Source organism: Thermobacillus xylanilyticus (assembly GCF_907165215.1).
GTDB classification, from domain to species: domain Bacteria; phylum Bacillota; class Bacilli; order Paenibacillales; family Paenibacillaceae; genus Thermobacillus; species Thermobacillus xylanilyticus.
Genome location: NZ_CAJRAY010000105.1, coordinates 30,271 through 47,933, shown reverse-complemented (window position 1 = coordinate 47,933; position 17,663 = coordinate 30,271). Strand labels below are relative to the sequence as shown.

Annotated in this window: 17 protein-coding genes; 16 read left to right on the top strand and 1 reads right to left on the bottom strand. The window is 62.6% G+C overall.

Annotated features, from left to right (window positions below; translation table 11 throughout):
- From KJQ12_RS19055 to holA, 4 genes are all read left to right on the top strand, one after another.
- On the top strand, window positions 1-1,743 hold a 1,743-nt coding region (locus KJQ12_RS19055; protein WP_213487012.1), incomplete at its 5' end, for a ComEC/Rec2 family competence protein.
- 185 nt (window positions 1,744-1,928) lie between these two features.
- Window positions 1,929-2,477, top strand: coding sequence for an RNA polymerase sigma factor (locus tag KJQ12_RS19050; protein WP_015255268.1), 549 nt, complete (start codon window positions 1,929-1,931; stop codon window positions 2,475-2,477).
- Window positions 2,474-3,478 (top strand): zf-HC2 domain-containing protein, encoded by a 1,005-nt coding sequence (locus tag KJQ12_RS19045; RefSeq protein ID WP_213487010.1) that lies wholly within the window; start codon window positions 2,474-2,476, stop codon window positions 3,476-3,478. Before KJQ12_RS19050 ends, KJQ12_RS19045 begins: the two co-directional genes overlap by 4 nt.
- Window positions 3,479-3,681: 203 nt before the next feature.
- Window positions 3,682-4,725: a DNA polymerase III subunit delta gene (holA, locus tag KJQ12_RS19040; RefSeq protein ID WP_213487008.1), complete on the top strand. Its 1,044-nt coding sequence runs from the start codon at window positions 3,682-3,684 to the stop codon at window positions 4,723-4,725.
- Window positions 4,726-4,810: 85 nt separating this feature from the next.
- On the opposite strand, the gene rpsT is transcribed toward holA, so the two are convergent.
- Complete coding sequence (gene rpsT, locus KJQ12_RS19035; protein ID WP_041854409.1) at window positions 4,811-5,086, bottom strand: 30S ribosomal protein S20; 276 nt, start codon at window positions 5,084-5,086, stop codon at window positions 4,811-4,813.
- 205 nt (window positions 5,087-5,291) lie between these two features.
- Here rpsT and gpr point away from each other — a divergent pair, with 205 nt between their 5' ends.
- From gpr to KJQ12_RS18975, 12 genes are all read left to right on the top strand, one after another.
- The gene (gene gpr, locus KJQ12_RS19030; RefSeq protein WP_213487006.1) at window positions 5,292-6,296 is read left to right on the top strand and encodes a GPR endopeptidase; all 1,005 of its coding nucleotides are present in this window, start codon (window positions 5,292-5,294) and stop codon (window positions 6,294-6,296) included.
- Between the two features lie 137 nt (window positions 6,297-6,433).
- Window positions 6,434-7,708, top strand: coding sequence for a stage II sporulation protein P (gene spoIIP / locus KJQ12_RS19025; protein WP_213487005.1), 1,275 nt, complete (start codon window positions 6,434-6,436; stop codon window positions 7,706-7,708).
- 24 nt (window positions 7,709-7,732) lie between these two features.
- Window positions 7,733-8,185, top strand: coding sequence for a hypothetical protein (locus tag KJQ12_RS19020; RefSeq protein WP_213487004.1), 453 nt, complete (start codon window positions 7,733-7,735; stop codon window positions 8,183-8,185).
- 89 nt (window positions 8,186-8,274) lie between these two features.
- Window positions 8,275-10,089, top strand: coding sequence for a translation elongation factor 4 (gene lepA, locus KJQ12_RS19015; RefSeq protein WP_213487003.1), 1,815 nt, complete (start codon window positions 8,275-8,277; stop codon window positions 10,087-10,089).
- 155 nt (window positions 10,090-10,244) lie between these two features.
- Complete coding sequence (gene hemW / locus KJQ12_RS19010) at window positions 10,245-11,411, top strand: radical SAM family heme chaperone HemW (protein WP_213486997.1); 1,167 nt, start codon at window positions 10,245-10,247, stop codon at window positions 11,409-11,411.
- A gap of 204 nt (window positions 11,412-11,615) precedes the next feature.
- A complete protein-coding gene (locus tag KJQ12_RS19005; protein ID WP_015255258.1) occupies window positions 11,616-12,086 on the top strand; it encodes an N-acetyltransferase in 471 nt (156 codons plus the stop codon).
- A gap of 114 nt (window positions 12,087-12,200) precedes the next feature.
- On the top strand, window positions 12,201-13,226 hold the full coding sequence (gene hrcA, locus KJQ12_RS19000; protein WP_213486995.1) for a heat-inducible transcriptional repressor HrcA: 1,026 nt from the start codon (window positions 12,201-12,203) through the stop codon (window positions 13,224-13,226).
- 42 nt (window positions 13,227-13,268) lie between these two features.
- Window positions 13,269-13,958: a nucleotide exchange factor GrpE gene (gene grpE / locus KJQ12_RS18995; RefSeq protein WP_213486993.1), complete on the top strand. Its 690-nt coding sequence runs from the start codon at window positions 13,269-13,271 to the stop codon at window positions 13,956-13,958.
- 42 nt (window positions 13,959-14,000) lie between these two features.
- Window positions 14,001-15,836: a molecular chaperone DnaK gene (gene dnaK, locus KJQ12_RS18990; protein WP_213486991.1), complete on the top strand. Its 1,836-nt coding sequence runs from the start codon at window positions 14,001-14,003 to the stop codon at window positions 15,834-15,836.
- Between the two features lie 111 nt (window positions 15,837-15,947).
- A complete protein-coding gene (gene dnaJ, locus KJQ12_RS18985) occupies window positions 15,948-17,078 on the top strand; it encodes a molecular chaperone DnaJ (protein ID WP_213486989.1) in 1,131 nt (376 codons plus the stop codon).
- Between the two features lie 124 nt (window positions 17,079-17,202).
- On the top strand, window positions 17,203-17,352 hold the full coding sequence (locus tag KJQ12_RS18980) for a hypothetical protein (protein WP_213486987.1): 150 nt from the start codon (window positions 17,203-17,205) through the stop codon (window positions 17,350-17,352).
- Window positions 17,353-17,366: 14 nt separating this feature from the next.
- Window positions 17,367-17,561, top strand: coding sequence for a hypothetical protein (locus tag KJQ12_RS18975; RefSeq protein ID WP_213486985.1), 195 nt, complete (start codon window positions 17,367-17,369; stop codon window positions 17,559-17,561).
- Window positions 17,562-17,663: the final 102 nt, after the last annotated feature.

Here is a 17,663-nt window from a genome sequence, read left to right as displayed (position 1 = left end):
CTGTTCAGGCTGCCGCGGGAGACGACGCTGGAATTGACGGCGGCCGCCGTTCCGTTCTATGTGCTGCTGACCGGCGCGTCGCCGTCCGTCGTGCGGGCCGGGCTGATGGCGATGCTCGGCCTTGCCGCGGCGCGGATGAACCGGCTGAAGGACGGCATGAACCTGCTGGCCGCCGCCGCGCTGGCCATGCTGCTGTACGATCCGTATTATCTCTCCGACATCGCGTTCCAGCTCTCGTTCGCCGTGACGGCCGGCCTGATCGCGCTCGTGCCGCCGGTCAGGCGCGCGCTGCCGCCGCTCAAGCGCGGACGGGCGGTCGCCGACCTGCTGGTCGTCACCGTCGTTGCGCAGGCCGTGTCGTTTCCGCTCACCGTATTTTATTTCAACCGATTCCATCTGCTGTCGCTTCCCGCGAACGCCGTCCTCGTGCCGTTCATCAGTTTCGTCGTCTTGCCGCTCGGCACGGTTGCGCTGATCCTTTCGTTCCTCTGGCCGGACGCGGGCAGGCTGCTCGCCCGGGCGGCGGAGGCGGCGAACGACGCCACGTTCAGGCTCGTGGAGAAGCTTGCCGAACGGCTGGAACTGGCGACGATCTGGCCTTCGCCGCCGATCTGGTGGATACTGGCCTGGTATGGCGCATTGCTGCTGATCGCATCCCGGCTGCCCGACAGGTCCGGCGAGCGGGAGAACACGCCGGACGGCGAACAGGAGACGGAGACGCTCGACCTGCGTCCCGCACCCGGCCTGCCGCACGCCGAACCGTACTTCGAACCGGCCGGACGGCAGCGGATGCGGGCCCGAATCATCCTGCCGGCCGCCGCGGCCGTGCTGCTGCTCGCGTATGCGTATCAGCCCGACCGCTTCGACCGGTCGGCAACCGTCTCGTTCCTCGACGTCGGACAGGGCGACGCGGTGCTGATCCGCACGCCCTCCGGCCGCCATATGCTCGTGGACGGCGGCGGCACGCTGCGGTTCGAGAAGCCGGGCGATGAGTGGCGGCGGCGCCTCGACCCGTACGACGTCGGCAAAGACGTGGTCGTGCCGCTGCTCATGAAGCGCGGCGTCCGCCGGTTGGACCTGGTCGTCGCTTCCCATCTCGACGCCGACCATATCGGCGGACTCGCCGCCGTGCTCGACGCGATCCCGGCGAAGGCGCTGCTCTGGAACGGCACGCTGTCCGGCAAGGAGGACGGGGAAGCGCTGCTCAGGCTGGCGGATGCGCGGGGCCTCAGACTGATCGCCGCGCACAGCGGGCTTGCACCTTACAAGCTGGACGACGGCACCGAACTGACGGTGCTCTGGCCGTCCGCCGAGCCGCTCACATCAAACGGCCGCATGCCGGTGATGCGGGACCAGAACGGGCGAAGCGTCGTCCTGCAGCTTGTGCTCGAAGGATTTGCGTTTCTGCTTCCGGGCGATATCGGCGCCGCCGAAGAGCGGGCGATCGTCGCAAGGCAGCAGGAAACGGACGCAGGCATCGATGTCATGAAGATCGCGCACCACGGCAGCCGCCATTCGACTGCCGCCGAATGGCTGGATTACTGGCGTCCGCGGGAGGCGGTCATCTCCGCCGGCCGGAACAATGTGTACGGCCACCCGCATCCCGACACGCTCGGCCGGATTGCGGCCGTCGGCGCGCAGGTCCGCCGGACGGATCTGAACGGCGAGACGCAATACCGGATCGCGGGCGGCGCGCTTTCGGTCCGAACAGCCGCCGGCGGGCAGCTGGAAAATCACAGTTAGCAGCTTGCTCCGGTATACGGTCTACCGGATTTCTGCTATGCTTGGGGGTGGACGGAAGGAGCCCGGCCGCGGAACGGGCCGGGGAGAGGAATGAAGCCGAACGAAATTCCACCCTTTTTCGCGCGCGGTCTGCAACATTTTTGCGGATCGTTTCGTTTGAGAGGGTGCAAGAGAGGGGGATCCTCGTGGTAGAGCCGTCGCTGATCCGTGCCGCCCGTGAGGGCGACCGCGAAGCTCTCATCACGCTTTTGCGCGAAATCGAGACGCACGTTTACCGAACTGCCTATTATCTTGTCGGCAACGAACAGGATGCGATGGACGCTGCGCAGGAGGCCTTGATCCGCATTTATACGAAAATCGGCTCCTATGAAGAGAAAGCGCAATTCAAAACCTGGGTGCAGCGCATTGTGACGAATATCTGCATCGACAAGTTCCGCCGGAACAAGCCGACCGTTTCCATCGAAGAACACGAGATGGTGTTTGAAGGCAGGGATTCGGTCGAAGGCGAGGTCATGGCGGCCTATGCGGCGAAGGATATCCGCGAAGCGATCGACCGCCTGCCCGAACATCACCGCGCGGTCGTCGTGCTGAGGTATTTGCAGGACTTCTCTTACAACGAGATCGCCGATTCGTTGGATCTGCCGCTCAACACGGTGAAATCGTACCTGTTCCGGGCAAGACAACAGCTGCAGGTCCTGCTCCGAGATTATCAGAAAGGCGGTGTCCGGGGATGAACTGTCAAGAGGTGATGGAATATATGCAGCGCGAGCTCGACGGCGATCTCACCGAATTCGAGTCCGCGAAAGCGCGCGAGCACATCCGGCAGTGCGCGGAATGTGCGGCCATGTTCGAGCGCCTGAAGCGGCTGTCGGCCGAACTGGAGAGCTTGCCGAAAGTGACGCCGCCGATCAGCCTCGTGGACGCCATCTTGCCGAAGCTCGACGAGATCGACCGGGTCAAAGCCGCGGCAAGCGCGGACGCCGGAGCGGCAGAGCTCGCAGGTTCGGCCGGAAGCCCGGCGAGGACGGCGCCGCGCCGCCGGAACAACCGGTTCTCCCTGCGCATTCTGAGCGGCGTTGTCGCAGCCGGGGTCGTGGCGGGCATTTTCTTCGCAACCTACGATCCCGACAGGCTCTCGGACAGCTTCTCCGGCGACCGCGCCGCAAAGGAATCGGCCTCGTCCGGATCGTCCGAACCCATGCTCATGATGGATGCCGCTGCCGATTCGACCGATGCGCAGGATGGATCCGATGTGTCGATGAAGGAGTCCTTTCATCTCACCGAAGTCCGGGATCAGTCCGGACAGGCAATGGAATCTTCGCCCGGTTCGGCCGGCCGTTCCGGCGACAGCGCAACGGACGCGGATGCCGGCTCCGGCGAGGGAGACGTCCGCATGGCGCCGCCGGCGGTGCTTCAGGGTGTCAACGGCGGTATAGAATCACCGGAAGATGACGTTCAGATGGGCGTTGCCGGCTTCACGGAAGAGCCGGCGTTCGGTCCGGTAGAGTCGGTGTCTCCCGACGGCTCCTACATTGCCGTGTTTTCCGAATCCCGCGTCATCATCTATGACCGGGACGGGAACACGCGGTTTGAGAGCGAAGAGCGGCAGGGTTCGATTGCCGCGATGGGCTGGTCGGAGGACGGAGCGTTCTTCCGGTACGAAATCCGGCGCGAGGACGGCGCAGGCGAGATCTATCGGATCAATCCCGCCGACGGCACGGAGACGAAGGAATAACGAATCATGTGAAGTCGATGCACAATTCTTCCGCCGCCTGCGTAAGATAAGTTGAGGCGGACCGAGAGAGTTTCAATCGGTCCGACCATCCGCGGGGAGAGCCATGGATCTTCCCGCTGGTGTTGACATAGATCAAGGGCGGAGGGATGAAGCCGCAAGGTTTCATCCCTTCGTCACGGCGGAAGAATGGAAACGGAGGCTACATGAATCCTAGCGCAGCGGCGAAAGAGATGAATGAGGGCCGGTTCCGGCCGGTCTACGCGGTGTTCGGGCGGGATCGTTACCGGATGCAGGAGTTCGTCGCGTTCACGGCGGACAAGCTGCTCGGCGAAGACGGGCGGGAGCTCGGCCTTTTCAAATTTGACACGTCGGAGACGCCGGTGGAAGCCGCGGTTGAGGAGGCGGACGCGATGCCGTTCTTCGTCAGCCGCAAGCTGGTTGTCGTGCGCGATGAGACCGTGCTCGCCGCCGGCGGCAAAGACGGGCGGCTGCAGCATGATGTCGACCGGCTGATCGCCTACTTGCGCAAGCCGAGCGAGACGAGCGTCCTGCTGTTCGTCGTGCACAGCGACAAGATGGATGAGCGGCGCAAAGCGGTCAAGCTGCTGAAGGAGATGGATGCGGTCATCGAATTCGCCGAGCTCGATGGCCGGGATCTGGTCCGGTGGGTCGTGCGGCGTGCCGCGTCCCAGGGGCGCGCGATCGATGAGGCGACCGCGGAAGCGCTGATCCGCCGGGCGGGCGCCAATCTGCAGACGCTGGCCGCCGAGACGGACAAGCTGTGCCTGTATGCCGGAACGGGGGGGACCATCCTGCGGGAGCATGTCGAGTCGCTTACCGCGCCCGTGCTGGAGGATGACGTCTTCGCGCTCGTCGACGCGCTGGCGGAAGGCGATACCGGACGAGCCGTTTCGCTGTACCGGCAATTGCTCGAACGGAAGGAAGAGCCGATCCGGATCGCGGCGCTGATTGCGCGCCAGTTCCGGATCATGCTGCAGGTCAAGGAGCTGTCGGCACGCTCCTGGCCGAACCAGCAGATTGCCGGTCAGCTCGGCCTGCATCCGTACGCCGTCCGGCTGGCGGCGGAGAAGGCGCGCTCCTGGCCGGAGGAGCGGCTGGCCGAGCGGCTCCGCGAGATCGCCGAGCTCGATTACCGCATGAAAACCGGGCAGATCGACAAGGAGCTCGGCCTGGAACTGTATTTGCTGCAGTCCGGCGCATGGCGGAAACAGCCCGCGCGCGCATAAGACAGCGCGACCGCCGGTCCCTTAAACAACATGACAAAGCCCGCCTGATCCGGACGGATCGGGCGGGCGTTCATTTGTCGCGGCTTCAAGCCTGCTGCGCTTGCAGCGCGTTCAGCTTTTGGGCCAGGCGGGATTTTTTGCGTGCAGCTTTGTTCTTGTGGATCAGGCCCTTCGTGACGGCCTTGTCCAGCTTCTTCGAAGCAAGGGCGACAGCGGCCTTTGCAGCTTCGAGGTCAGCGGCTGCGATTGCCGTGTCGGCTGCCTTGACGGCCGTGCGAAGCGCGGATTTCTGGGACGCGTTCAGGGCACGGCGCTTCTCGCTCGTCTTCACGCGCTTGATGGCGGATTTAATGTTCGGCACTCGGTTCACCTCCCGGACAACAAGCCATTCCTCATCTTGAGTCAACTTGAAATATTCTATCATGCAGTCCTTGAAATTGCAAGAGCGGGAACGCATCGCCGAATGCGCAAGACGCCCGGACATGATCCCTTGATTTGCGCCTGCATAAAACACCGTCCGCCGCTGAACAATAAGGCTGATCCGAACATTGGAGGAATGCGCTGCCATGCACGACATCGAATTGCGCCAATACGACATCCGCACCGACCTGGCGCTGGAAGCGAAAGAAATGGCCCAGTCGGGCAAGGACGGCCGCCTGACCGGCATCACGACGGAGACGGTCACCGAAGACGGCATCACGATCACGCGGATGAGCGTCGACAACGAAGAGGGAGCGAAGGCCATCGGCAAAATGGTCGGACGTTACGTCACCCTCGAGGTGCCGGGACTGAGAAACCGGGATACGGAACTGCAGGACCGCGTCGCCGAAGTGTTCGCGCGCGAATTTGAGGCGTTTCTCGAGCGGGTCGGCGTCAGCCGGAACGCGAAGACGCTGATCGTCGGGCTCGGCAACTGGAATGTGACCGCGGACGCCCTCGGGCCGCTTGTCGTCGAGAATACGCTGGTCACCCGCCACCTGTTCGAACTGATGCCGGATCAGGTGGCGCCGGGCTACCGTCCCGTCAGCGCGGTCGCGCCCGGCGTGCTCGGCATTACCGGCATCGAGTCCAGCGATATCGTGTTCGGCATCGCCGCGCAGACGAAACCCGACCTGATCATCGCCATCGACGCGCTGGCTTCGAAGGCGGTGGAACGGGTCAACACGACGATCCAGATCGCCGATACGGGCATCCATCCCGGCTCCGGCATCGGCAACAAGCGCAAGGGTCTCACGCGCGAGATTCTCGGCGTGCCGGTCATTGCGATCGGCGTCCCCACCGTCGTCTATGCGTCAACCATCGTGAACAACTGCATCGAACTGATGGCGGAGCATTTTCGCAGACAGACGGACAACGCGGCGCCCATTCTCGGCATGCTTCATGCCATCTCGGGCGAGGAGCGGCTGCAGCTCGTGAAGGAAGTGCTCCAGCCGATGGGGCATGATCTGCTCGTCACGCCGAAGGAAGTCGATTCCTTCATTGAAGATATCGCCAACATCATCGCCAGCGGCTTGAACGCCGCGCTGCACGAAGCGGTCAACATGGACAACACCGGCGCTTACACCCGCTGACAGCGCCGGTTTTCTTTTTCCCCTTCATTCTTCCATTCTATTTTTCTCCGCTTTTCTTCCGTTCTATGATCCGCGACTCTCTCATAGACTGATAGCAAGATACGGCACTTGCTGCAGCCGATGGGGAGGAGCATTCAATGAAACGGATTACGGTTCAATGGCATGCGCCGCGGACTTCCGAAGCGCTGCGCAGATTGCTGGTGCAGTGGCGCACGTTCGTTCTGCTGTCTGTCTGCACTTTCGTCGCATTCGTTGCGGCCGGCCTGGCCGGCATGGCCTTTCATTCGTCATCCGCAGCCGACTGGCCGGCGATGAACGGCGCGGCGGCTTCGCTTCCGAACGGTGTGCTGGGGGAAATGGCCGGAATGGAACTTCCGTCGTTCAAGTCTTCCGAATCCCGAACCGGTTTCGACGGCAGACGGGCGGCGTCGTTCCTTATCCGTTTCATCACGGGCATCAATCCGCATCAACCCCGCAGCCTGCTCGCCAGCGAAATGCCGGGACTGGAAACGAGCCGCGCCGTGCTGCTTCGGCGGGGAAGCGTCGGCGAGCATGTCACCGGCCCGGAAGATCATCCGCCGCTCCCGGCACCGGACGGCGATGAGCACGATGACGCTCAGAAGCCGGAGACGTCCGATCCGCCGGGCAAGCAGGCGGACGGAACGGATCCGGATGAAGCGGCCGGCGGCGGTGCCGCGCCGAACGGCGGGCAGGCGGCGCCCGAGCAGCCCGCATCGCCCGAGAAGCCCGCAGCGCCAACGGAGACGAAGCGGAAAGTCGCCCTCATCTATCACTCCCACAACCGCGAATCCTGGCTGCCGGAACTCGGGGAAGGCGCGAAGAACGCCGAGTCGGACGAGATCAACATCACGCTTGTCGGCAAGCGGCTCGCGCAGCGGCTGGAGGAAGCCGGCATCGGCGCGATCCACGCCGATGTCGACTACGTCACGGCGATTGAGGACTATCGTTGGGAGTTATCCTATAAATATTCTAAAGAGACGGTGCTCGAAGCGATGGCCGAGCACGACAGTCTGACGTATCTGTTCGATATCCATCGCGATTCGCAGCCGCGCGGCTACACGACGGCGACGATCGATGGCAAAGACTATGCGCAGGTGTACTTTATCATCGGCAAAGGCAATCCCGACTGGCGCAAGAACGAAGCGTTCGCGGCGGACATTCACCGGCTGCTGGAAGAACGGTATCCCGGCATTTCGCGGGGCATTTGGGGCAAGGACTCCTCGAGCGGCAACGGGGAATACAACCAGTCGCTGTCGCCGAACAGTCTGCTCATCGAGATCGGCGGCATCGAAAATACATTGGAGGAATGCTACCGGACAGCCGACGCGCTGGCCGAGGTGATCGCCGAATTGTACCGGAATGCGGTGGAGACGAACGCCGGAGCGGAATAGTTGCGGGGGAAGGGGGAGGCGGAGATGCGCAAGCCCTGGCAGTACACGCTGCTTGGCGCAGTGATCGCATTTTTCGTCCTGTACGGCATCGAGCTGTCATCGGACGGCATGGAAGACGTGTACGGTCCGCTTGAACAGCAGGCGGCACAGCGAACCGGAACGGGAAGCGGCAGCGGCCATGCATACGGCGACCCGTACCCGGCGGGGAAGCGCGGCGCGGCGTCGGCGCAGCAGCCGGATCCGTACGACCCGTGGTCCGGCGCATACGGCGAATCCGGGACGGAAAGCGATCCGGAAAGAGACGTTTACGACGCGCTGCCTGAAAGCCATGACAGCTACGGATATCCTTACGAGGGCGCCGCGGAGGGCGGCGGAGCCGTGAGCAGGCTTGCCGACGGCACGGCCGGCCTGCTGCAATCCGTGGCGAAAGGCGGAATCCGCCTGATCGTGTCGCTGTTCGAGTCCGTCACGAAATGACGCCGCCGACATCGCGCATTGATGCCGGGCTCCCGCTGCTGATATAATAGGAGATCGAACGGCATTCATGCTCTTGTTGGAGGAACTGCATGACGGACGCTCTATCGAAGCAGCGGAACATCCGCAATTTCTGCATTATCGCCCATATCGACCACGGAAAATCGACGCTGGCCGATCGCATTCTCGAATATACCGGCGCGCTCTCGTCGCGGGAAATGCAGGATCAGGTTCTCGACAACATGGACCTCGAACGGGAACGCGGCATCACGATCAAGCTGCAGGCCGTCCGCCTGAGCTACCGAGCCGACGACGGTCAGGAGTACATCCTTCACCTGATCGACACGCCCGGCCACGTCGACTTCACGTATGAAGTGTCGCGCAGCCTGGCCGCCTGCGAAGGCGCGCTGCTCGTCGTCGACGCCGCGCAGGGGATCGAGGCGCAGACGCTGGCGAATGTGTATCTCGCGCTCGACAACAACCTTGAAATATTGCCGGTCATCAACAAGATCGACCTGCCGAGCGCCGATCCGGAACGGGTCAAGCGGGAGATCGAGGACGTGATCGGTCTCGACGCCGGCGAAGCGGTGCTCGCATCCGCGAAGGCGGGCATCGGCATCAAGGAGATTCTGGAACAGATCGTCACGAAGGTGCCGGCGCCGCAGGGCGATCCGGACGCTCCGCTGAAGGCGCTCATTTTCGACTCCCACTACGATTCGTACAAAGGCGTCATCGTCTATGTCCGGGTCGTGGACGGCAGCATCCGGGCCGGCAAGCGGATCCGTTTCATGGCGACGGGCGCCGAATTCGAAGTGATCGAAGTCGGCACGTTCAAGCCGCGGATGACGATCGTCGACGAACTGTCCGTCGGCGATGTCGGATTCGTCGTGGCCGGCATCAAGAACGTCAAGGATACGCGGGTCGGCGACACGATCACCGACGCGAAGCGCCCGGCCGCGGAGCCGCTTCCGGGATACCGGCGCATCAACCCGATGGTGTTCTGCGGGCTCTACCCGATTGACACGCAGGATTACAACGATCTGCGCGAGGCGCTCGAGAAGCTGGAGCTGAACGACGCTTCGCTGCGCTATGAACCGGAGACATCGTCTGCGCTCGGCTTCGGTTTCCGCTGCGGTTTTCTCGGGCTGCTGCACATGGAGATCATCCAGGAGCGGATCGAGCGGGAGTTCAACATTCCGCTCATCACGACGGCGCCGAGCGTCGTCTACCGGGTGAAGCTGACGAACGGCCAGACGCTCGAGATCGACAACCCGTCGAACTATCCGGAATCGGGCAAAATCGACTACGTCGAGGAGCCGTACGTCAAGGCGTCGATCATCGTGCCGAACGATTACGTCGGGGCGATCATGGAGCTGTGCCAAAGCCGGCGCGGCGAGTTCGTCAACATGGAATACCTCGACACGTCCCGCGTGACGCTGATTTACGAGCTTCCGCTGTCCGAGATCGTCTACGACTTCTTCGACCAGCTCAAGTCGAGCACGCGCGGCTACGCTTCGTTCGACTACGAACTGTCCGGATACAAGAAGTCGAACCTGGTCAAGATGGACATTCTGCTCAACAACGAAGTGGTGGACGCGCTGTCGGTCATCGTGCACCGCGACCGCGCGTACCAGCGCGGGAAGGCCGTCTGCGAGAAGCTGAAGGATCTCATTCCGCGGCAAATGTTCGAAGTGCCGATCCAGGCGTCGATCGGTTCGCGGGTCATCGCCCGGGAGACGGTCAAGGCCATGCGGAAAAACGTCCTCGCGAAATGTTACGGCGGGGACATCACCCGGAAACGGAAACTGCTGGAGAAGCAGAAGGAAGGCAAAAAGCGAATGAAACAGGTCGGAAGCGTGGAAGTGCCGCAGGAAGCGTTCATGGCGGTGCTGCGCATCGACAAATAAAGGCCGCCGCAGCCGCCGGGGGAATCCCGGCGGCTCGCCTGTTCGCAAGGCGGGTCGGCTGTTCGGCCGCAAGTTCCGCTGGCTGCCTGTCCGCATCGGGGAGGAAGTTCCCGTCCCGGCGGATCCTTTTCCCCGTCTGAAGGAGTTGAAAGACAATGCTGATGCATCCTCCGAGGGCGCTCTATATCCATATCCCGTTCTGCAAGCACAGGTGCCACTATTGCGATTTCAATACGTATGTGCTTGCGGGACAGCCGGTCGACGCATATCTGGACGCGCTTGAGCGCGAGATGGAGCGCACGGTTCTTGCCTTGCCGCCGGAGCGCATCGACACCGTGTTCGTCGGCGGCGGCACGCCGACGGTGCTGACGCCGGAGCAGATGGCGCGTTTCCTGGGCGCCGTGCGTCGGTGGTTTCCCGTTGCGCCGGATGCGGAGTTCAGCGTCGAAGCGAACCCGGGAACGACGGGGCCGGAGCTGCTTGCCGCGATGCGGGAAGGCGGCGTGAACCGGATCAGCTTCGGGGTGCAGGCGTTCGACGACGCGCTGCTTCAGCGGATCGGCCGCATCCACGACACGAACGATGTCTACCGCAGCATAGAGCTGGCGCGGGAAGCCGGGTTCAACAATCTTTCGATCGACCTGATGTTCGGCCTGCCGGGCCAGACGATGGAACTGCTGGCGGACAGCGTGCGGCGGGCGGTCGAGCTCGATCTGCCGCATTACTCGCTGTACGGACTCAAGATCGAGGAAAACACGCTGTTCCATGTGCTCTACGAGCGCAACGAACTGCCCCTTCCCGCCGAGGAAGAGGAGCTTCAGATGTATCTGTTCATCATGGAGCGGCTGGAAGCGGCGGGCCGGCGGCAGTACGAGATCAGCAACTTTGCGCTGCCGGGTTGCGAGAGCCGGCATAACATGACCTATTGGCGCAACGAGCCGTATTACGGCATCGGCGCCGGCGCCCACGGCTATGCGCGCGGCGTCCGCCACGTCAACATCAAGGGCGTGACGCCGTACATCGAAGCCGCGAACGAGCGGCTGCCCCGGCTGTCCGAAGATCCGGTAACCGAGAACGAAGCGATGGAGGACTTCATGATGGTCGGGCTCCGCATGCGGGACGGCGTCCGCGACGCCGATTTCGCGGCTCAGTTCGGCGGCCGATCGATGGACGACGTGTTCGGCGGCGTCATCGGTCCGCTGCGGGAGGCCGGCCTCATCGAGCGCCGTCCCGACGGCGCCGGATGGCGGCTCACCGAGCGCGGCATCCCGCTCGGCAACGAAGTGTTCGGCGCGTTCGTCGGCGTGCTGGAGGGAAACTGAGAGACGTCCAGCGCACAATCCGCCGGCATCCATCCCGCACTTTCTCTTTCATCCCCCGCCCCTCAGCTGCTCAAGACCAAACCTTCTCCCCCGGAGAATCCGCCCGTCCGCAAAACCAGGATTGCAATGAATTGCATCTTGTTGTATATTTATTCATATTCGTTTTCGGGCCGGCCACGGCCCGGACTCAGGGGGAACGCGGAGATGACGGTAAAAGAAGCGGTGTGCAGACGGGCGACGGCGGACGATGTGGAAGATCTGCACCGCTTGATTGAAAGCTATGCGGTTCAGGGGATCATGCTGCCGCGTTCGCGGGAAGCGCTCGCCCGCCAAATCGACTCCTTCGTCGTGGCGGAGATCGACGGCGACATCGTCGGCTGCGGCTCGCTGTTTCAGCTCGGGCCCGAACTGGTCGAGATCCGTTCGCTCGGCATGAAGGAAGGATACAAGGGCTGCGGCATCGGCACGAAGCTTGTGGACCTGCTCGTGGAGGAAGCACGCTCGCGGGGCATTCCGAGGGTGATGGCGCTCACGTACGCGGTTGATTTTTTTCGCAAGAACGGCTTCGAAGTGGTCGACAAAGAGATCTTCCCGGAGAAAGTGTGGACCGATTGCGTGAGTTGTCCGAAGCGGCATGCGTGCGATGAAATCGCGGTTCTCAAAGTACTGAACTGACTTGACAATCGTTGAGCCGGTTTGGTATTTTTGTATTGTTGGTTAGCACTCACCGACGTCGAGTGCTAACGCGGTCGAAAGGTTCTCATCATCCGGTCGGGAGGGGTTCGGGAGATGTTGACCGAAAGACAGCGTCTGATTTTGAATGCCATCGTTGACGATTACATTCGGTCCGCCGAACCGGTCGGATCGCGCAGCATTTCGAAAAAAAGCGGCGTCGGCTACAGTCCCGCAACCATCCGGAATGAGATGGCCGATTTGGAGGAGCTCGGCTTTCTGGAGCAGCCGCACACATCCGCCGGTCGAATTCCGTCGGCGAAAGGTTACCGCTACTATGTCGATCACCTCGTCCGCATCGGCGAAGTGGATGAGGAAGATTTGCGGTGCGTTCGTTCGTTTTTCGCCCGGAAGATGACCCGGATGGAGCAGATCATCCAGCATGCCGCGATGATTCTGGCAAGTCTGACGAACTATACGAGCATCGTGCTCGGCCCCGAGGTGTTCAGCAATTCGCTGAAGGCCTTCCAACTCGTGCCGCTGAACGACCAGTCGGCCGTCGCCATCATTGTGACGAACACCGGCCATGTCGAAAACCGGACGATCTCCATTCCGCCCGGATTTGACATAAACGAACTCGAGAAGGTCGTGGCGATTCTGAATGCGAAGCTCGTCGGCGTGCCGCTTCACCGGCTGCAGACGAAGCTGTACACCGAAGTGAGTGAAGAACTGAACCGCTACGTCAGCCATTGCGAAGAGATCATCGACACGCTGGCGCAGGCGCTGGAGCAGCGGACCGAGCATCGCGCCTTCACGAGCGGCACTTCGAACATGCTGACACAGCCGGAGTTCAGGGACGTGAACAAGGTGAAGTCGATCCTGGAATGGCTGGACGAGACGCCGGCTTTGGTACGTTCGTTCAGCCCGAAGCAGGAAGGCATCCAGGTCCGGATCGGCCAGGAAAACGCGGACGAAGCCCTGCAGAACTGCAGCCTCATTACGGCCACCTATGTCGTGGACGGCACGACGATCGGCACGATCGGCCTGCTCGGGCCGATGCGCATGGATTACGGCAAAGCGATTACGCTGATGGACATTCTGTCCAAGGATTTGGCCGCCGTACTTGCAAAATGGTACAATTAAGCATAATGTATTGACCGCGGCATCAGGAGGTGGACTGCAGCAATGACGGAAGCAAGGAATGCAGCAGCAGAAGAGCGGTTGGAACAGGAGGCCGCAGCCGAAGGCGGAGAAGCGGCCAACGCGGATAATGAACGCGACAGGCCGGCTGCGGAAGCGCCGGCCGATACGCTGAATGCGGAGGCGAATGCTGCGGAATCCCGGGAAGGCGAAGCGGACGCGTCCGCAGCCGGGGAGGAAACGGCCGAACAGGAGGCGGAAGCGGCTCCCGAGGCGGATCCAAGGGATGCCCGCATCGCGGAGCTCGAAAGCCAGATCGAGGAGTACCGGCAGCGGCTGCTTCGCGCCCAGGCCGATTTTGACAACTTCCGCCGCCGCACTCAGCGCGAGAAGGAAGAGTTGGCGAAATACGCCTCCATGGAGCTGATCAGCCGGCTTCTGCCCGTACTGGACAATTTCGAGCGCGCGATCGGCGCGTCGAAGGATTCGGGCGACTTCGAGGCGCTGGCGAAAGGCGTGGACATGATCCACCGCCAGCTGCTCCAGCTGCTCGAACAGGAAGGATTGAAGCCGATGGAGACGGTCGGACAGCCGTTCAATCCCGAGTTCCACGAAGCGGTCATGCGCGTCGAGTCCGACGAGCATGAGGAAGGAACCGTCGTGGAAGAACTTCAGCGCGGTTATATATTGAAGGATCGCGTGATCCGTCCGGCCATGGTCAAGGTCAGCGGATGAAGCAAGTTGTGATTCTGGCAATCCATTAAGGAGGAACGATCGATGAGCAAAGTGATCGGCATCGACCTCGGCACGACGAACTCCTGCGTCGCTGTCATGGAAGGGGGCGAGGCGGTCGTCATTCCGAATCCGGAAGGCAGCCGCACGACGCCGTCCGTCGTCGGGTTCAAGAAGGACGGCGAGCGGATCGTCGGCGAAACGGCGAAGCGCCAGGCCATCACGAATCCGGACCGCACGATCATTTCGATCAAGCGGCATATGGGCACGAACCACAAAGTGAATATCGACGGCAAGGAATATACGCCGCAAGAGATTTCGGCGTTTATCCTGATGAAACTGAAAGCCGACGCGGAAGCCTATCTCGGCCAGCCGGTGACGAAGGCTGTCATCACGGTGCCGGCTTACTTCAACGACTCGCAGCGTCAGGCGACGAAAGACGCCGGCAAGATCGCGGGCCTTGAAGTGCTGCGGATCGTCAACGAGCCGACGGCGGCCGCGCTCGCATACGGCCTCGACAAAGAGGAAGACCAGACGATTCTCGTCTACGACCTCGGCGGCGGCACGTTCGACGTGTCGATCCTCGAGCTCGGCGACGGTTTTTTCGAAGTCAAGGCGACGAGCGGCGACAACCACCTCGGCGGCGATGATTTCGACCAGGCGATCATGGACTGGCTCGCTTCCGAGTTCAAGAAGGAACACGGCGTCGATCTGATGAAGGACAAGGCGGCGGTTCAGCGGCTGAAAGATGCGGCGGAGAAAGCGAAGAAAGAGCTGTCCGGCGTGCTGACGACGACGATCTCGCTGCCGTTCATCACGATGGTCGACGGCGTGCCGCAACACCTTGAAATGAATCTGACCCGGGCGAAGTTCGAAGAACTGACGGCCCATCTCGTCGAGCGGACGCTCGGCCCGACCCGCCAGGCGCTCAGCGACGCGGGTCTGACGCCGGCCGACATCGACAAGGTCGTGCTCGTCGGCGGTTCGACGCGCATTCCGGCGGTTCAGGAAGCGATCAAGAAGCTGATCGGCAAGGAACCGCACAAGGGCGTCAACCCGGACGAAGTCGTCGCGCTCGGCGCAGCCATCCAAGCAGGTGTGCTGACGGGCGATGTGAAGGACGTCGTGCTGCTCGACGTCACGCCGCTTTCGCTCGGCATCGAGACGGCGGGCGGCGTCTTCACGAAGATGATCGAGCGGAACACGACGATCCCGACAAGCAAGTCGCAGATCTTCTCGACTTTCTCGGACAACCAGACGAGCGTCGAGATCCACGTGCTGCAGGGCGAGCGGGCGATGGCGGCGGACAACAAGACGCTCGGCCGCTTCATCCTGAGCGACATCCCGCCGGCGCCGCGCGGCGTGCCGCAGATCGAAGTCACCTTCGACATCGACGCGAACGGCATCGTCAATGTATCCGCGGTTGACAAGGGCACGGGCAGATCGCAGAAGATCACGATCACGTCTTCGAGCGGTCTGACGCCGGAAGAGATCGAACGGATGCAGAAGGAAGCGGAGCAGTACGCGGAAGAAGACCGCAAGCGCCGCGAGCTCGTCGAGGCGAAGAACAGCGCCGACCAGCTGGTTTATACGGTTGAGAAGACGCTCAAAGACCTCGGCGACAAGGTCGACGCTTCCGAGATCCAGAAGGCGAACGACGCGAAGGAAAAAGTCAAGAAAGCGATGGAATCGAACGACTTGAGCGCGATCAAGTCGGCAACCGAAGAGCTGTCGAACGTCGTGCAGCAGCTCTCCGTGAAGCTCTATCAGCAAGCCGGAGCGCAGCAGGACGCGTCCGGCGCCGCCGGCGCGGAAGGCGCTGCGAAGGGCAAGGACAACGTCGTGGATGCCGACTACGAAGTCGTCGACGACAAGAAATAAGCCGCAACCTGAATCGGCTGCAGGCGGAGGGTCAAAGTCGGTCCAACGGCTTTGACCCTCGATTATGCATGGGTGCGGGCGGCATTAACCCAATTTGGAGGGGGTGGCTGAGTGGCGGAGAAGCGGGACTACTATGAAGTGCTGGGCGTCGACCGGAACGCGTCCGCGGAAGAGATCAAGAAGGCTTACCGCAGTCTGGCCCGCAAGCTCCATCCGGACGTCAACAAGGCGCCGGATGCCGAGGAGCGGTTCAAGGAAGTCAAGGAAGCGTACGACGTGCTCAGCGACGAGCAGAAGCGCGCCCAATACGACCGCTACGGGCACATCGACCCGAACCAGGGAATCGGAGGCGGCGGTTTCAGCGGCGCCGATTTCGGCGGATTCGGCGACATCTTCGATATGTTCTTCGGCGGCGGCAGCCGCCGCGACCCGAACGCGCCGCAGCGGGGCAGCGACCTGCAATATACGATGACCATCGAATTCAAGGAAGCCGTATTCGGCGTTGAGAAAGACATTACGATTCCGCGGACGGAAACGTGCGATACCTGCCGCGGCAGCGGCGCCCGGCCGGGGACGAAGCCGGAGACGTGCTCGGTGTGCCGGGGTACCGGACAGCAGGAGATCGTCCAGAATACGCCGTTCGGGCGCATCGTGAACCGGCGTCTCTGTTCGCAGTGCGGCGGCACCGGCCGGGTCGTGCGCGACAAATGCGCAACCTGCCGGGGCACGGGCAAGGTGAAGCGGCAGCGCACCATCCACGTGCGCATTCCGGCGGGCGTCGACGAAGGCGCGCAAATCCGGCTGTCCGGCGAAGGCGAAGCCGGTTCGCGCGGCGGCCCGCCCGGCGATCTGTACATCGTGATCCGCGTGAAGCCGCACGAATTCTTCGAGCGGGAAGGCGATGACATCTATTGCGAAGTGCCGCTGACATTCGCGCAGGCGGCGCTCGGAGACGAGATCGAAGTGCCGACGCTGACGGAGAAAGTAAAGCTGCGCATTCCCGCGGGGACGCAGACGGGCACCTATTTCCGCCTGAAAGGCAAAGGGGTGCCGCGGCTGCGCGGCATGGGCCAGGGCGACCAGCACGTCAAGGTGACCGTCGTGACGCCGACGAACCTGACCGAGGAGCAGAAGGAATTGCTGCGGCAATTCGCCGGACTGTCGCAGGAAAGCGCCTATGTGCCGGGCGGCCAGTCCGAAACGCTGTTCGAACGGATGAAGCGGGCGTTCCGCGGCGAGTAAAGCAGCAGCGACTGATGAAGCCTGCCGGCCGGCGCATGCCGCGCGCAGGCTTCACCCGCATATTCGGGGTGAAGCCGCCGCACACTATCGGTGCGGGAGCATGTTGCGCGAAGGAGGAAGTTCTATGCCGGCAGACAGCAGCAGGCGGAACGGCCAAAGGAAACTGCCGACCGCGGGCAAGGAGGATGTCCGGGTCGATCCGAAGACGGCGGACGCCGACGATCACGAAGCGGCGGCCAGGGCGCGGGCGGCGGACAGCCGTCAGCGCGGCTGACGGGGTGAACGGACATGGCGGAACTGAACGCGTCGTTCACCGACGCCGCGCACGCCCGCGAAGCGCAGCGCAAGCTGGAAGCGCTGCGGGCCGCCGCCGTCCGGCCGGATGACGGCGGAATGTCGCTGACGGCGACGATTGACGACGCGATCGTCGAGCAGGCGACCCGGCTGATCGAGACCCATGGCGGAACGGCGGAATGGCATTGACAGACGATCAGACAAGCGCCCCGGATTCGCTGTCCGAACCGGGGCGTTCGTCTTGTCAGGGAACCTTTTTTTGTGCGCGCGGCTTCCGGTATTGTACAATGG